General features: G+C 65.5%; 11 protein-coding genes. 9 read left to right on the top strand and 2 right to left on the bottom strand.

Translation table 11 applies throughout. From position 1 onward, the window contains the following. Window positions 1-74: 74 nt before the first annotated feature. Window positions 75-1,370, top strand: coding sequence for an adenylosuccinate lyase (gene purB / locus ACWJIO_RS04820; protein ID WP_480311746.1), 1,296 nt, complete (start codon window positions 75-77; stop codon window positions 1,368-1,370). 27 nt (window positions 1,371-1,397) lie between these two features. Here purB and ACWJIO_RS04815 read toward each other — a convergent pair whose 3' ends face one another. Beyond that, window positions 1,398-2,450 carry a polysaccharide biosynthesis/export family protein gene (locus ACWJIO_RS04815; RefSeq protein WP_480311745.1) on the bottom strand — a complete coding sequence of 351 codons (1,053 nt, stop codon included), beginning with the start codon at window positions 2,448-2,450 and terminating at the stop codon, window positions 1,398-1,400. Between the two features lie 461 nt (window positions 2,451-2,911). Between ACWJIO_RS04815 and ACWJIO_RS04810 the strand changes: the two genes are divergently transcribed. The 3 genes from ACWJIO_RS04810 (at window position 2,912) to ACWJIO_RS04800 (ending at window position 5,646) form a co-directional block, all read left to right on the top strand. Then, window positions 2,912-3,886, top strand: coding sequence for a GNAT family N-acetyltransferase (locus ACWJIO_RS04810; RefSeq protein WP_480311744.1), 975 nt, complete (start codon window positions 2,912-2,914; stop codon window positions 3,884-3,886). Between the two features lie 140 nt (window positions 3,887-4,026). Further along, a complete protein-coding gene (locus tag ACWJIO_RS04805; RefSeq protein ID WP_480311743.1) occupies window positions 4,027-4,296 on the top strand; it encodes an acyl carrier protein in 270 nt (89 codons plus the stop codon). Window positions 4,297-4,395: 99 nt separating this feature from the next. Then, the gene (locus ACWJIO_RS04800; RefSeq protein ID WP_480311742.1) at window positions 4,396-5,646 is read left to right on the top strand and encodes a beta-ketoacyl-[acyl-carrier-protein] synthase family protein; all 1,251 of its coding nucleotides are present in this window, start codon (window positions 4,396-4,398) and stop codon (window positions 5,644-5,646) included. On the opposite strand, the gene ACWJIO_RS04795 is transcribed toward ACWJIO_RS04800, so the two are convergent. After that, the gene (locus tag ACWJIO_RS04795) at window positions 5,647-7,668 is read right to left on the bottom strand and encodes a capsular polysaccharide export protein, LipB/KpsS family (protein WP_480311741.1); all 2,022 of its coding nucleotides are present in this window, start codon (window positions 7,666-7,668) and stop codon (window positions 5,647-5,649) included. It lies immediately after the preceding gene. 139 nt (window positions 7,669-7,807) lie between these two features. Between ACWJIO_RS04795 and ACWJIO_RS04790 the strand changes: the two genes are divergently transcribed. Genes ACWJIO_RS04790 through ACWJIO_RS04770 form a run of 5 tightly spaced genes read left to right on the top strand, consistent with a single transcriptional unit; the run spans window position 7,808 to window position 14,459 of the window. Continuing rightward, on the top strand, window positions 7,808-10,006 hold the full coding sequence (locus ACWJIO_RS04790) for a capsular polysaccharide biosynthesis protein (RefSeq protein ID WP_480311740.1): 2,199 nt from the start codon (window positions 7,808-7,810) through the stop codon (window positions 10,004-10,006). Beyond that, window positions 9,993-10,799, top strand: a complete 807-nt coding sequence (locus ACWJIO_RS04785) for an acylneuraminate cytidylyltransferase family protein (RefSeq protein WP_480311739.1) — start codon at window positions 9,993-9,995, stop codon at window positions 10,797-10,799. The genes ACWJIO_RS04790 and ACWJIO_RS04785 overlap by 14 nt, the downstream gene beginning before the upstream one ends. Next, the gene (locus ACWJIO_RS04780; RefSeq protein ID WP_480311738.1) at window positions 10,796-12,094 is read left to right on the top strand and encodes a DUF6716 putative glycosyltransferase; all 1,299 of its coding nucleotides are present in this window, start codon (window positions 10,796-10,798) and stop codon (window positions 12,092-12,094) included. The genes ACWJIO_RS04785 and ACWJIO_RS04780 overlap by 4 nt, the downstream gene beginning before the upstream one ends. After that, complete coding sequence (locus ACWJIO_RS04775) at window positions 12,091-13,140, top strand: DUF6716 putative glycosyltransferase (protein ID WP_480311737.1); 1,050 nt, start codon at window positions 12,091-12,093, stop codon at window positions 13,138-13,140. The genes ACWJIO_RS04780 and ACWJIO_RS04775 overlap by 4 nt, the downstream gene beginning before the upstream one ends. Then, entirely contained in the window at window positions 13,137-14,459 is a 1,323-nt protein-coding gene (locus tag ACWJIO_RS04770) for a DUF6716 putative glycosyltransferase (protein ID WP_480311736.1), read from the top strand. Before ACWJIO_RS04775 ends, ACWJIO_RS04770 begins: the two co-directional genes overlap by 4 nt. Window positions 14,460-14,555: the final 96 nt, after the last annotated feature.

Here is a 14,555-nt window from a genome sequence, read left to right as displayed (position 1 = left end):
GCGTCCCTGCCAGCCCCTGCAGCCGCGTCCTTGCCGACCCATACATTGGATGGGCCGTTCCCACCCGCTGGGCCTTGATCGAGCGTTACACCCTGCCTGAGATGGGCGCCATCTGGAGCGAGCAGGCCAAGTTCCAGAGCTGGCTTGACGTGGAGATCGCCGCCACTGCCGCCAATAGCGAGCTGGGTCGGGTGCCCGCCGAGGCCCTGGCCCAGATCAGGGAAAAGGCCAGCTTCAGCGTGGAGAGGATCCTCAGTATCGAGGCCGAGGTACGCCATGACGTGATCGCCTTCCTCACCAATGTGAATGAACACGTGGGCGACGCGGGGCGCTACATCCACGTGGGCATGACCAGCTCCGATGTGCTGGACACCGGCCTGGCGCTGCAGATGAAGGCCTCCGTGCAGGTGCTCCGCCAGGAACTGGATCAGCTGGTGGAGGCGCTGCGCAGCCTGGCTCGGCAGCACAAGGACACGGTGATGATCGGCCGCTCCCATGCGATTCACGGCGAACCGATCACCTTCGGGTTCAAGGTGGCTGGCTGGCTGGCCGAGACACTGCGCAACCAGGAGCGGCTCGAGCGGCTGGAGCAGGTGGTGAGCGTGGGTCAGATCAGTGGCGCCATGGGCACTTACGCCAACACCGACCCCGAGGTGGAGGCCATGGCCTGCAGGCAGCTGGGCCTGGTGCCGGACACGGCCAGCACCCAGGTGATCGCCCGCGATCGGCATGCGGAATACGTTCAGACCCTGGCCCTGGTGGGAACCGCACTGGAGCGCTTCTCCACCGAGATCCGCAATCTGCAGCGCACGGACGTGCTGGAGCTGGAAGAGAACTTCGCCAAGGGCCAGAAGGGCAGCTCTGCCATGCCCCACAAGCGCAATCCGATACGCAGCGAGAGGATCAGTGGCTTGGCCAGGGTGTTGCGCAGCTACACGGTTGCCGCCCTGGAGAACTGCGCCCTCTGGCATGAGCGGGACATCAGCCATAGTTCGGTGGAGCGCATGATGCTGCCCGATTGTTCAGCTACCTTGCAGTTCATGCTGAGGGAGATGACTGAAGTCGTTCGGGGTCTGGGCATTTATCCCGAAAATATGACCCGGAACATGAATATCTATGGAGGCGTTGTATTCAGCCAGCGCGTGTTGCTTGCCCTGGTGGAATCGGGTCTCAATCGCGAACAGGCCTACCGGATCGTGCAGAAGCACGCCCATGCGGCATGGAATACCGAAACCGGAAATTTCCGTCTCAACCTCGAGAGTGACCCAGTGGTTGCAGCGCGGCTGACGGCTGAGGAACTTGCAGCGTGCTTTTCGACGGACCTTCACCGGGCCAACCTGGCTGTGATCTGGCAGCGGCTCGGGATCTGAGCCGCATCGGCGCCCTACAACCGGGTCTCAGCGGGTCAGGATGTTGTAGAGCGAAGCGGCATTCAACAAAGGGCCCAGGGGTGCCACAGCCTGGGAAAGGGTGTCATTGAAGCGGGTCCAGTTGTTGCGCGACACCACGATCACATCGCCATTGCGCAGAGGGGGGTTCGCCTCCGAACCCAGGGCAGCGGAAGGATCAAAGGCCACCTCCTGAGACATGATCGAGCCATCGGCCTCCAGTCGCAACAGGCGAACGTTGGAGAGCCTGGCGCGCTGGGGATCAAGGCCACCTGCTGCCAACACCGCATTGGTCAGAGGGCTATTGGATTTCACCTGCTTGACGCCAGGAACCTCCACTTCGCCAACGACATTCACCGAGATGGAGTCTGGAGCAAAGTTGGATGCCCCAGTGGCAATGAGTGCCTCATTGGAGCGTGCACCTTCGAGCTTACCCACCTTGATCATGTCGCCGTCATTGATCAGTGGATTAACAACCTGCGCGTTGTTCATTAACACGCTGAGATAGTCAAAATGATATTCGCGAGGCGACTCTCCCGGAACATTGCCCTGACGCACCAGCACCAGATTGGAGAGATCACCCAAGGCCGTGAGGCCGCCGGCCCGCTGGATCGCATCCACCATGGTGGGCCAACCGGAGGTGGCCACAACAGTGCCCTCCACTCCAGGCCCTGCGGCCCTCAGGGTGGACGTGGATGGGTCGCGGCTGAGAGTGTAAAAGCCGGGGCGCTCCAACTGACCCACCAATGAGACCCGCACCGGCCGGGGCGCGATCAGGTCGATGTAGACCAAGGGTCGACGCAGGATCGTGGAATAGAGGCTGGTAATGCGCTGGTTGGATTCATCCAGCGTCAAACCCCACACGTTGACCGACCCGATCCGAGGCAGGTTCACCGTGCCATCACTGAGAACTTCCGTCTCAGCGGCATAGCCATCAACCTTGAACACCGAAATCCTCACCCGGTCACCGGGCGCCAGGCGGTAGCGGAAATTGCTGGTCTCCGGACTGAAGGTGGCCCGCCGCGCGCGCGCCTGCCTGGTCTCCCGCTGCTGTTGCACCACGGGTTGACCCGGTAAGGCGCTGGGAACCGCGGTATCTGACTGGGGAGCAGCTTGATCCCCGGTCATCGGGTAAGCCTGGCGCTGGGCCAGCCAGGCACCGGCAGCGGCCTGCGGGGCGAAAGGCTGCCGCTGGCCTGCCTGAGCAGGGATGCTGGGAACCATCAGGCCAGGACTGGCGAGCAGCAGCCCCGCAGCCCCAATCCGCAGCGGTGCCTGGGCGGCGGCTGTCAAATGGACACGGATGGAGGGCAGCATCGAAACCTCGACAAACACGCTGATCTCCGGCCGCTACAGGCGGATCAGCATTGGGCGCTCAGTGTAGGGGCAGAGTCCGGTCGGATCCAGGTGACAGCCTCACAACCGGCGGGACCTAAGGGCTTCAGCCCAGGGCCTTGGTTCTGGGCCTGCCCAGGTGGTTTCATGGGCAGCACGACGTCCACCGCGCTCAGCCCCAGCGACCGATGATCCCCCTGAGCCGTTCACTGATTGACGACATCAAGCCATTTTATTTCTTTTCCAACTACGGATTAACCCTCTTTCTAATTCCTGGCAACACGTTCGAAAACTTTTCGGATGAAGTTGGCCTGCTGCGAGAGCTGACCTACAGACAGAAGCTTTCTGGCTCTGGAAACAATAAAGACTTGGATGGCAGAGACCCATTCTACGATCACTTTATTTTGGTCGATGATACAACATTTGCCCTTGCAGGGACAGCCCGTCTTCAGTTTGTACCGTCTCAAACACCTTCTACTGACCCCAGCGCCAGCGGTATTGCCCACAGCTCTGCAACGTCATATCTTGAGCACGTCTACCCAGGAATAAAAAATTTTCTGATCACCCGTGGCAGCCATCTTGAGATCGGCAGGGTCGCTATTTCGCCAGCATTTCAGAGGCAACCTGCTTCGCTGATGACCCTGTTCCGAGGAGGCCTTCAAGCAGCCATTGCCTCAGGCTACACTGCAATTTATGGATTAGTATCCTATAATCACTTTCAATATCCGGGCAGTGTGAATGATTTCTTTCTTCGTTCCCTGATGCTCTCTCCATTCAGGGACGACAACACTGACATCCCCCCGGCTCGCTACCCAAGGGGGTTCCGCGGTGATGAACGCCACGCCGGTGGCAGCTGCCAATCCATCCAGAGGCTGGAAGGTGAAACCCAGAAACAGCTGGCCAGCTTCAAGCTCCCGGTGTTGTTACGCCAATACATCAATCTCATGGGTGCCAAAAGTCATGACATCTCAGTGGCCAAAGACTTCAACCAGATCACGGAGATTTTAATGACAGCCGACCTCACAAAGGTGCCCCGCCGACGGCTGCAGCATTTCATTGGCTTTTCCCACGCGCCGGTGTACCGGCAATTTCCCTGGTTCCGTGGTCCTTCTGAGATTGACCCCAGTGGTCCAGGCCGTGCTGGCAAACCCTTGAGTCAATGATAAAATATTGCTCGTAGAGCACCTGGTCAGACCCCGCTCCAGCTCGTCATAGTCTCAAACTCTTGACAGATTCAGTCACCCCAGAATCCAACGAAGGGCTGCCATCCTGTGCAGGCCACCTGCAATCAGACCCCAGCCCCGTGCTCACCGAGGCAGAGATTCTGGCTGGTTTAAAAGATATTCTGGCCCGGATCGCCGGGGTGGATCCCGCGGGTATTGAGTTGGATGCCCTCATCATTGATGATGTCGGTGTTGACTCCCTGGGTTTCTATGAGATTCTGATTGAGGCCGATGAAACCATGGGCATCAAAATCGAAGAAAAGGATCTTCTTACCTTCAAGACTGTGCGTGACATCGTTGATTACGTCACTGCCCGTGCAGTCACCGCGACCCAGCCAGCCCCTCGCTGAATGGCCCAGGGCCAGGGCCTGAGCACGGTTGGGGCTCCGTAGGCGCAGGCCCCACCACGTAGGTTTGGCCATGTTTCGCGCACAGCGCTGAACCCAGCCGTGGCCAAGGAGAGGATCGCCATCACGGGCATGGGAGCCCTCTCGCCTCTGGGTGCCGGGGTAGAGAGCTGCTGGCAGGCCTACCTCGCGGGCCGATCCGGCATCAGCCTTCTGGCGGACGGGTGGGCTCAGGACTTGCCATCCCGGGTGGCGGGGATGATCCCAGAGGAGCCCACTGCCCAGTTGGAGCCCCTGCTCAGGCGCCGCCTCGATCGCTGCTCCCAGTTGGCCCTGCTCGCGGCCAGGGAGGCCTGGCAGGGGGCAGGCCTCGACACTCCTGGTGGGCTGCCCGAGCGCCGGGTTGCCGTGGTGGTGGGCTGCGGCATCGGCGGTCTGGAGACCATGGGGCAGCAGTACCGGATCCTGCTGGAGCGCGGCCCCTCGCGGGTCAATCCGGTGACGGTGCCGATGCTGATTCCCAATGCGGGGGCAGGGCAGATCAGCATTGCCCTCGGTGCCCACGGCGGCGCCCACACGCCCGTTTCGGCCTGTGCATCCTCCGCCGAAGCCCTGCTCTGGGCCCTGATGCTGCTGCGCGATGACCGCGCCGATGTGGTGGTGGCGGGGGGGTCGGAGGCCCCCGTGAACCAACTGGGCCTGGCGGGCTTCAGTGCCATGCGCGCCCTCTCCACCCGTAACAGCACTCCGGAACTGGCCTCCAGCCCCTATGGCCTGGATCGGGATGGCTTCGTGATCGCTGAGGGGGCCGGCATTCTGGTTCTGGAGCGCGAGGCCGATGCCAACGCCCGCGGCGCCCACTGTGAGGCGTTCCTGCTGGATGCGGGCAGCACCGCCGATGCGCATCACATGGTGTCGCCCGAACCCCATGGCACCCAGGCCCGGGCCGCCATGCAGCAGGCCCTGCAGCGCAGCGGTCTGGCCGTGGCTGATCTGAGTTTCATCCAGGCCCATGCCACGGGCACCGCCATGGGTGATCTGGCGGAAGCCCAGGCGATCGGTGGGCTTCTGGGAGAAGCCAACGCGGCCCTAGCGGTGACAGCACCCAAAGGACAGTTCGGCCACATGCTCGGCGGGGCCGGCGCGGTGGAAACCATCATGGCCATCAGGTCCCTGGCCAGCGGGCAGGTTCCTGTGAGCGCCAACAGTCAGCCCCAGGATCCCGCCGTTCAGCTCCACTTAGTGCAGGGGGAACCCACCAGGCTCACGGTGCCGGTTGGGCAACGCTTCGTGCTCAAAAATGCGTTTGGCTTTGGTGGGCACAACATTTCCCTGGTGCTGCAGGGGGCCTGATCAGCTGGCCAGATGGTGATGGCGCTCGGCCCAGCCGGCCGCATCCTGGGAGTAGTACGCCATCACGCGGCGGGAGAAACCCTCCCGATGGTTCTCCTCAACCGGCAAGCCGAGATCCTCGGGACGACCCTGGCGGCAGTGGAGCACAACCCGTGGGGCCGTGAGTCGCTGGGCCAGCAGGCGCAGTGGTCTGTAGAGCGCCCCAGCCTCGATGCCCTCCAGCCCCCTGTACTCAAACCACCAGGGCACCACCGTGGCCCGATGGCGACGGGCCAGCAGATAGGCACTGGCGGAAGCGCGCTGCAGGATCGACGTCTTCAGGGAACCGTTGGGCGCGATCATCAACTGACCGTGGCGCTCCAGCACCTGCGACGACTTCCAGAGCGTGCTGCGCCGCTGCTCGGGATGGCGATGATCCAGGAGCACATGGCCGGCATTGGTGGCGGAGCGGTCAAAGAATGGCAGCAACCGGTTCAGATGCAACCCGGAGGTGGTGACTGCGGGAATCTGCAGATAGCCCTGGATGGCGAACACATCAAAGGGGCTGTTGTGATTCCAGATATGGATGCGTCGGCACTGATCATCCTGTAGCAACAGGCTGTCGTCGACAATCACATCGATGCCCACGGCGCGCAGGCCGAAGCGGGCCACCACGGTGAGCAAGTTCCGGGCCAGCCGCCGCATCCGCAGCGTGAGGGCGATCAACTCCAAGGCATAGGCCACATACATGGCCGCGAAGCAGAACAGGCGATAGATGACCCGCAGCGGCACCAGCCAGCCCAGCCTGGCGCCCGATGCCGAGCCCAGCCGGGCTGGACTTGAGCGCGCCGAGAGGGCCACCGGCAGGGTTTCGCGAAAAGGGAATTCACCATCAAAGTTGCCGTTGATCTGGGTGGTGGTGACCAGGTGGTTATAGAAGCGGTAAAACAACGGACGACTGCTGGTCTGGGGCGAGGCCCAGAAACCATCCAATGGTTGTTGATCAGTCAGGCCGGGGAGGTTGTAGAACGTCTGCCCCATCACCTTGGTGGCTGCCGCATGGAACAGGGCCTGCAGCCCCACCGTGCTGTTGACGGTGACCACGCCGCGACAGGTGCGGATGAAGGCGCTGAGGGGACCATCGTGGAAGTAATGAACCCGGCCGTAAACTCCTTCGCGTTCTGCCAACAGGCGGATCAGAGACTTGTAATTATTGTAACCCCGATCGCGGGGATGGTGCTTGAACGCAAGATGATCTGAGGGATGGGCATGGGCTGCAAACGATACAATCACGGTTTCAATGAAATCGTGCATGCCGCGAAAACCTGACCCTGTGGTGATCTGCGAGTCGCTGGAGACCTGAAGAATCGCCAGGAAGAACGACAGGTTTTCGACCAGCAGGTGCTTGAGCTTGCGTTCCTGCAGCCGATACATCCAGTAGCGCACGGAGCCCCTCACCTGGCACCAGAGAAAAGCCGGCGAGGGCTGCAGCTTGTGCTCCCCTTCAATGATCCTGTAGCGCGTCAAGGCGTGCTGGATGAAGGTGGGTGCTTTCCAGATCTTGCGCCAGCGCCAACCAGGATCCAGGCGTGCCTGGGGCAGATGGGCCACTGCAGGCAGGGCCTCGTAGAAACTCACTGGCTGGTTGAGATTGGAGCGGCAGTTAACACGATCGCGCTCCAGGGTGACATAGTTCGGCCTGACGTAACCCAGCTCAAACACATAGGCATCAACGTTCAGACTTTGGGCCACCTCAATAGCCAGGCGATGCGGGTCAATGAAGTCGCCATACATAAACAGGTGGCGGATTCCCTTTTCCTGAATCACCTCTCGCAGGAATGCTGGCCATTCCTCCATGGAACCTGAAAACGGAATCCTTGCCTTCCGAGGAAATCCGAATTCGTGCAGTGGATAGGAAATCTTGTAGACCGGCACGCCGCAGTCGTGCAGATACCGCCAGAGGCGCGAGAAAAACAGACCGATCGGGCCCATCAGGAGCAGCACCGGGCCTTCGATCTGAATCTGAACGCTGGCCAATGCCACCCCTGCGGCCGGACGAGTCGATTCTCCCATGCTGCAGCGGCTGGGCCGGGCTGAAACCCAGTGCTGACAGGCACTGAGACAGGTGTTTGGTCCTGGGGATCAGGCGTAGGATCGGCGCCAACAACCTCCGGAACAAAGGATGGGGACCAGCCCGCAGCCGGCCGCCTCCCCGCTCCTGCCCAGTCCCGACCCTGCGACCGCTGCGGCCGCGGCCACAGCTGCCTGCGACGGGCCGGGACCGTTGCTCGGCCTTCCCGATCCCCTCGTACTGGCCCACACCACCCTGGAGGCGCTGCTGGCTCCGGCGCAGGTTGTGGTGGGACGCCGTGCCTGCAGGCGTCGCAACCCCGACGCGTTGCTGGTGTGGGGACGGCGTCGCAGCGGACTCTGGGGCGAACGGGAGGCCAAGCGCCGGGGCCTCCCCCTGTGGCGGATCGAGGACGCCTTCCTGCGCTCGGTGGATCCAGGACCGGGCACACCGCCGCTTGGCATCCTGCTGGACGATCGGGGGATCCATTACGACGCCTCCCGGCCCAGCAGGCTGGAGGCCCTGATCGCCTCGGGCCTGGCTCCCGCCCAGCAGCAGCGGGCCCGGCAGCTGGCGGCGGCCTGGCGGCAGCACCGGGTCAGCAAGCTGAACGGGGCCCGGGAGTCGCCGCCCCCCGATGGCCCGTTCGTGCTGGTGGTGGATCAGGTGGCGGGCGATGCCTCCATCCGCCACGGCGCCGCCTCCGCAGCCAGCTTCCTGGCGATGCTCGAGGCCGCGCTGCAGGACTTCCCCAGGCACCAGGTCGTGCTGAAGACCCACCCCGACGTGGTGAGCGGGCGTCGACGGGGGCATGTCCCGGCGGAGGCCTTGCAGCACCCCAGGGTGCTGGCCTGTGCCGATGGCGGCCATCCTGCGGCCCTGCTGGAAGCCGCCAGCGCCGTTTATGTGGTGACCTCCCAGATGGGTTTCGAGGCCCTGGTCTGGGGGCGGCCCGTGCACTGCTTCGGCATGCCCTTCTATGCCGGCTGGGGGCTCACCCACGACCGCCTGCCAGTCCCGGAGCAGGCGGAGCGGGCAGCAGGCGCCCGGGCAGGAGGTGCCCAGCTGGAGGATCTGGTGCATGCCTGCCTGGTGGGGTACGCCCGCTACCTCAACCCCGAAACCCGGCAACTGATCGGCCCCGAGGCTCTGATCGCCCATGTCGGCCTGCAGCGGCGCCAGCGGGCGGCGGTGCCCCCGGCCCTGGAGGTGTTTGGAGTCGCCGGCTGGAAACGCCAGGCCGTGCGCCGCTTTCAGCGCCCCCTCAGCCCAGGCCGGCTGAGCTTTCGCCCCTTCCATGCCAGGCCGACCCGGAGGGCCGGTTGGCGCTCCCTGGTCTGGGGCAACCGGGTGGGGCTGGGTCTGCGGAAGGCTGGCTGCCCCCTGATCCACGCCGAAGACGGCTTTCTGCGCTCGGTGGGGCAGGGGTGGTGGCTGCGCTGGGTGCCGCCGGTGTCCTGGGTGGTGGACCACACCGGCATCTACTACGACGCCTCCTGCGCCTGCGACCTGGAGACCTTCCTGGCCGAACACCACTTCACTGCCGCCGAGCGACAGCGGGCAGCGGCCCTGCGGCAGCGGATCGTGGCGGCGGGGGTGACGAAATACAACCTGCGCGCGCCCCGGTGGAGCCGTCCCTCAGACCTGGGCCGCAGGCAGGTGCGCCTGGTGCCCGGCCAGGTGGAGGTGGACCTCTCGATCCGCTATGGCGTGCCGAAGCAGGCCAGCGTGCGCAGCAATCTGCAGCTGCTGCAGGCGGTGCGCGCGGCCTATCCAGACGATTTCCTGATCTACAAGCCCCATCCTGATGTGGTCTCCGGGCGTCAGAAACCCGGCCCAGGGGAAGCGGAGGCTCACCGCCACTGCGATCTGGTGCTGGCCGAGGCGCCGATGGACCATCTGCTCCAGGAGGTGGACAGCGTGCACGTGCGCACCTCGATCACCGGCTTCGAGGCCCTGATGCGGGGCATCCCGGTGGAGACCTGGGGCATGCCCTTCTATGCCGGCTGGGGGCTCAGCCGCGACCAGCTGCAGTGCGAGCGGCGGGGCCGGGCCCTGGTGCTCGATGACCTGGTCTACGGCGCCCTGATCCACTACCCGATCTATCTCAGCCAGGCTTCAGGGGCCTTCACCACGCCGGAGCGGGCCGTGGAGGAGCTGGGGCTGCTGCGCCGCGATCCCGGCGCCTTCCCCACCGCCCTGCCCCGCTGGCTGGAGCTGCTGGGGCTGGATCCGCCGCCGGAGCTGCGCTTCCGGCTGGCCCAGATCCGAGCCCGGCTGCGTGCCTGGAGCCCCGATGGGCGCTGCTAAGTTCGGGCTCAGTGCGGACCCCGGAGTCCTGGGGATGGAACTGCCGATCCCGCGCCACGACTGGCCCGAACCGCTGATCGACCCCTCCCTGCCGCCCCTTGCCCTGATTCCGGCGCGAGGCGGGTCCAAGGGAATACCCCACAAGAATCTCCAGCCCCTGGGTGGCCTCCCCCTGGTGGGCCGCACCGTCCAGAGCGCCCTCGCCGCCGAGGGCATCGGCCGGGTGGTGGTCAGCACCGACGATGGGGCGATCGCCGAGGCCGCCGCCGCCGCAGGCGCCGAGCTGGTGACCCGTCCTGCGGCACTGGCGGGAGACGGGGCGTCGTCAGAGTCGGCCCTGGTGCACGCTCTGCGCGACCTCGGTCAGCAGGGCGCCCTGCCCTCCGTGTTCGTCTTTCTTCAGTGCACCTCACCCTTCACCACCGGTGAGCAGATTGACCAGGTGGTGCGGGGTCTGCTGGCGTCAGAGGCCAACCTGGCCTTTGCCGTGACGCCGTGGCACGGCTTCCTGTGGGGCCGTGATCCCGACGGCTGGGGCGTGGGCCTCAACCACGACGCCAGCCGTCCCCGCCAGAGGCGCCAGGATCTCGAACCCTGCTTCCTTGAGACTGGCTCCATCTATGCCCTGCGCACCCAGGCCTTCCTGAGCGCCGGCAGCCGCTTCGTGCCTCCCCTGCTGCCGGTGGAGATCGAGGCGCCCTCCCCGGAGATTGACACCCCGGCAGATCTCGACCTCTGCCGTCAGCTTGCCCCGCTGCTGGATGGCCCCGTTCGCGGAGGGCTGGGCGGATGAGCCGCCTCCAGGACCGGCAGATCGCCGCCATCGCCAGCTTCGACTCCTTTGGCAAGACCGCCATGGCGATGTTGTCGGTGTGCCGCAAGCAGGGGGCAGTGACCACCCTGTTCCTGCTGGAAATCCAGGGCCGCCGTCTGTCGCGGCGGCAGCTGATTGAAATCCAGCGGATCGACGCCAAGGTGACGATCGTGCGCCAGGACTGGCAGACCCTCCGCCAGATCCGCGCCAGCCTCGCCGAGCTCGATGCCCTGGTGCTGGGCCTGGACGGCCAGCGCACCCGTGAGCTGCAGATGCTGCTGCGATCGGAGATGCCTGATGGGCGCTGGCCCCTGACGGTGAGCGCCTACCCCGGCATCCTCTTCCGCCACCAGATCGAGGGGATGATGGATCGCTCCGGTGCCGATCTGCTCTGCCTCAACTCCCCGGTGGACCTGGCGCTCTACAGCCACGCCTGCCAGGCCCTGGGAATCTCGGCCAGCAACGCCGTGGTGACGGGCCTGCCGATCCTCTGGAGCCTGCACCCAGGCCGCCGCGGCCCCGTGGAGAAGCCAAGCATCGTCTTCTTTGAACAGCCTTCGGTGCCCGGCAATCCTCTGCAGCGCCACTACGTCTGCAACCGGCTCAACGACCTCGCCAAGCGCTGGCCAGACCACACGGTGATCTTCAAGCCGCGCACCTCCGGAGTGGAGCGCACCCTGCACAGGCGCCATGGCGAGATGGCCAGCCGCATCGAGAAGCTGATGCGCAAGTCGCCGAACCTGCAGATCAACTACAAGCCGAGCCTTGCCCTGCTGCGCCAGTGCGGCTGCGCCATCACCGTGTCGTCAACGGCGGCCATGGAGGCGATGGCCCTGGGCATCAGCACCCGCATCGTGGCCGACCTGGGGGTGAACGAAACCCTGGGCAACCACTACTTCGTGGCCTCGAACACGGTGCGCAGTTTCGAGGCGATCATTGCCGATCCGTTCACGCCGATCCACGACGAGGCCTGGCTCGACAGCCACGGCCGCTGTCAGGACGGCCGCGAACGCTTCATCGAGGCCATGGCCCAGCTGCTTGAACGGGGCAGGGAGGCCGCTGCCAGCAGCCCCTCCACCTCCCCGGGCCCGCCGGGCTGGGGGGCCGAGCCCTGGCAGCAGTACGCCCTGCGCCACGGCGGCCGGCGGATGCTGAGCAGTGCCGGCAACCGCTCGCGCCTCAAGACCAGCCACCGCGGCAAGAACGTGATGCGCTATCTGCGCGACCTGGTGCTCGGCCTGCACTGGGTTGAGGACTTCGTCCGCGGCCGATGAGGGTGCTGCTGGTGAGCGACAGCCCGGCCACCCGCTCCGCCTGCGGGGCCCTCGCCACCGCCCTGGAGTCTGCGGGAGCGGAGGTCCTGGTGGATGCGCCCCTGGGGCTGGAGGCCCTGAGCTGCAGCGATCTGCTGCTCGATCTGGACGGCGTGGGGCTGTTCATCAACCCCCTGCAGGTGCCCCCCTTCCTGCAACGGCTGCGGCAGGCTGCCGCCCTGAGGGGCCGTACGCCGGTGGCCGTGTTCAGTGGACCATCCACGCCCCTGGTGGGCGATGACCTGGCCATGGATCTGCTGCCACGGCTCGGGGTCGACCTGCTCTGCCTGCAGGGCCCGCGTCAGCGGGAAGAGTTGGCGGACCTTGGGCGTACGAGCGGGCAATCGCCTCCGCCAACAGCCTTGCTGGGGTTGTGGGGGCTGGCGCCGAAGCTTCCTGCCGCGGCACCAGGATCCCGGCCGCGTCGCCTGGTGTTCCTGGAGCAGGCGACGCTGCCACCCGCCCCGGGGGCGCGCCTGCGGCTGCTGGAGGTGCTGGAGCGCCTCTGCGCCAGTTCTCCGGCCTGGGAGGTGATCCTTCAGAGCGATCCCTTACAGGATGGGCTGGGCCATGCACGGAACCATGCCGGTTCCGCCGCGGTCGAAGACAGCGAACCCAGCCTGGCCGGGTTGCTGGAGCAGCGCCCGCCCCCGGCCAACCTGCGCCTGGCCCCGCCATCGGACTGGGCCCGCAGCCTCGATCGGGCCGGCGTCTGCGCCACGATCAGCAGCCCCCTGCTGTGGGAGGCCCTGGGCCGGGAGCTGCCCCTGCTGCTGCTCGGCGACTACGGCATCCGCTCCGACATGCAGGGACCGCTGCTGTTCGGCTCCGGGCTGATGGGCCGGATCACCAGCTGCGAGAACCTCGAGGAGCTGCTGCATCTGCCATCTCCCAATCCCGGCTGGCTGCGGGAGCTGGGCTGGGAGATCGGTCCCGGTGCCGCTGCCCTGATCCAGTGGCTGGCGGACAGGACAGCACAGGCCGCCGAACTGGCGGAGCGGCGATGAGCGCCGTTCTGCTGGTCGCCGACTCAGACAGCCAGATGCTGTACTGCGAGGCCCTGGCCCGGGGGCACCGCGCCGCCGGCCTTGAGCTCACCATCCACCTGATCCCCCGGGACGGCACCCCGGAGGCGGTGAAGGAGCGCATGGCACAGCTGGGCACGGTGCAACAGGGCAGCTTGAGCACGCTGCTGCAGGACCAGGGTCTCAGCCGCTTCGCAGCGATCGGCGTGTTCCTCACCGGCAGCAAGATCGCCGGCTTCCGCAGCGCCTACCTCCGCTCACGTCAGCATGATCACCACCGCAGGGCCCTGCTCTTCTGCGGATTCAACGGCGTGGTGCTGGAGCGCTTCGAGGAGGCCCTCACCTGGCGGCTGGGCTACGACCTGATCTGTCTCAACGGCCCGCGCGACCAGGCGCGCTTCGAGCGCTTCCTGCGTCACACGCCCTTCCGGAGCCAGCGCACGGTGCTCACCGGGCTGCGGCGAGCCTCGGTAGCGGAGGTGAGGCCCCTGGCCGATCGCCCACGACAGCTGGTGTTCGCCGAACAGGTGGCCATGCCCGCGAGCCTGGAGGAGCGGCGCCAGCTGGCCAGGCTGGTGGTGGACCTGGCCCAGCGGTTCAGCGACTGGCAGGTGGTGCTGAAGCCCCGGGTGGCTCCCCATGAGGCCACATTCCATGAGATCGGCGAGCACATCACCACCACCCTCGAGCAGGTGTGCCGTCGTCGTCCGGCCAACCTGACGGTCTCCTACGCCCCCCTGGCCGCACTTCTGGCGGACAGCCGCCTGTTCGCCACGCTGTCCTCCACGGCGTTGTTCGACGCCCTCGACCATGGCTGCTCAGCGCTGGTGATGGGAGACTTCGGCCTGCGAAGCGACCTGGGCAGCGACTTCTTCGGGGGGTCCGGGCTCGTCCACTGCCTGGCCAGCATCGACGATCTCGATGCCCTGGTGGGAACGCGGGGAAATCCAGACTGGCTCCAGTGGGTGGGCTACGACGAGACCTGCAGCCCCAGCCGTCTATTCGATGCCATCAGCTGGCATGGCCTCCAGCGGGTGGGTGCCCCAGCCGAAGCGTCCCTGGAGCTGGAGCATCGGGGCTACGTGGTGAACTCGGCGGATCTGTCCAGCAACCAGCTGCGGCTCGCTGCGGAAGAGGCCATTGCGGCCCACGACTACGCCGAGGCCGGGAAACTGCTGGAGATGGCGGCCCTGCAACGGCCTGACAATGGCAACATCCAGCGCAGGCTGGAGGCCGTACGTTGCTCCAGCCGTCTCGGGCGGCGCCTGCTGCTGCTGGCCAGCCCCAGGTTCAACCTGTAAGCTGGCCGCGACGAAGGAGATTACACATTGCTCTCTTGCAAAGCAGTCTAAAGACTTCCAGCTGGTTGGCCCCCTGGGCTAACAATCTGAACGACA

This window comes from Paraciimarium castrense LEGE 11436 (genome assembly GCF_056633055.1).
Note: the sequence above shows the minus strand (reverse complement) of the source record. Positions and strands in the feature narration are given on the sequence as shown.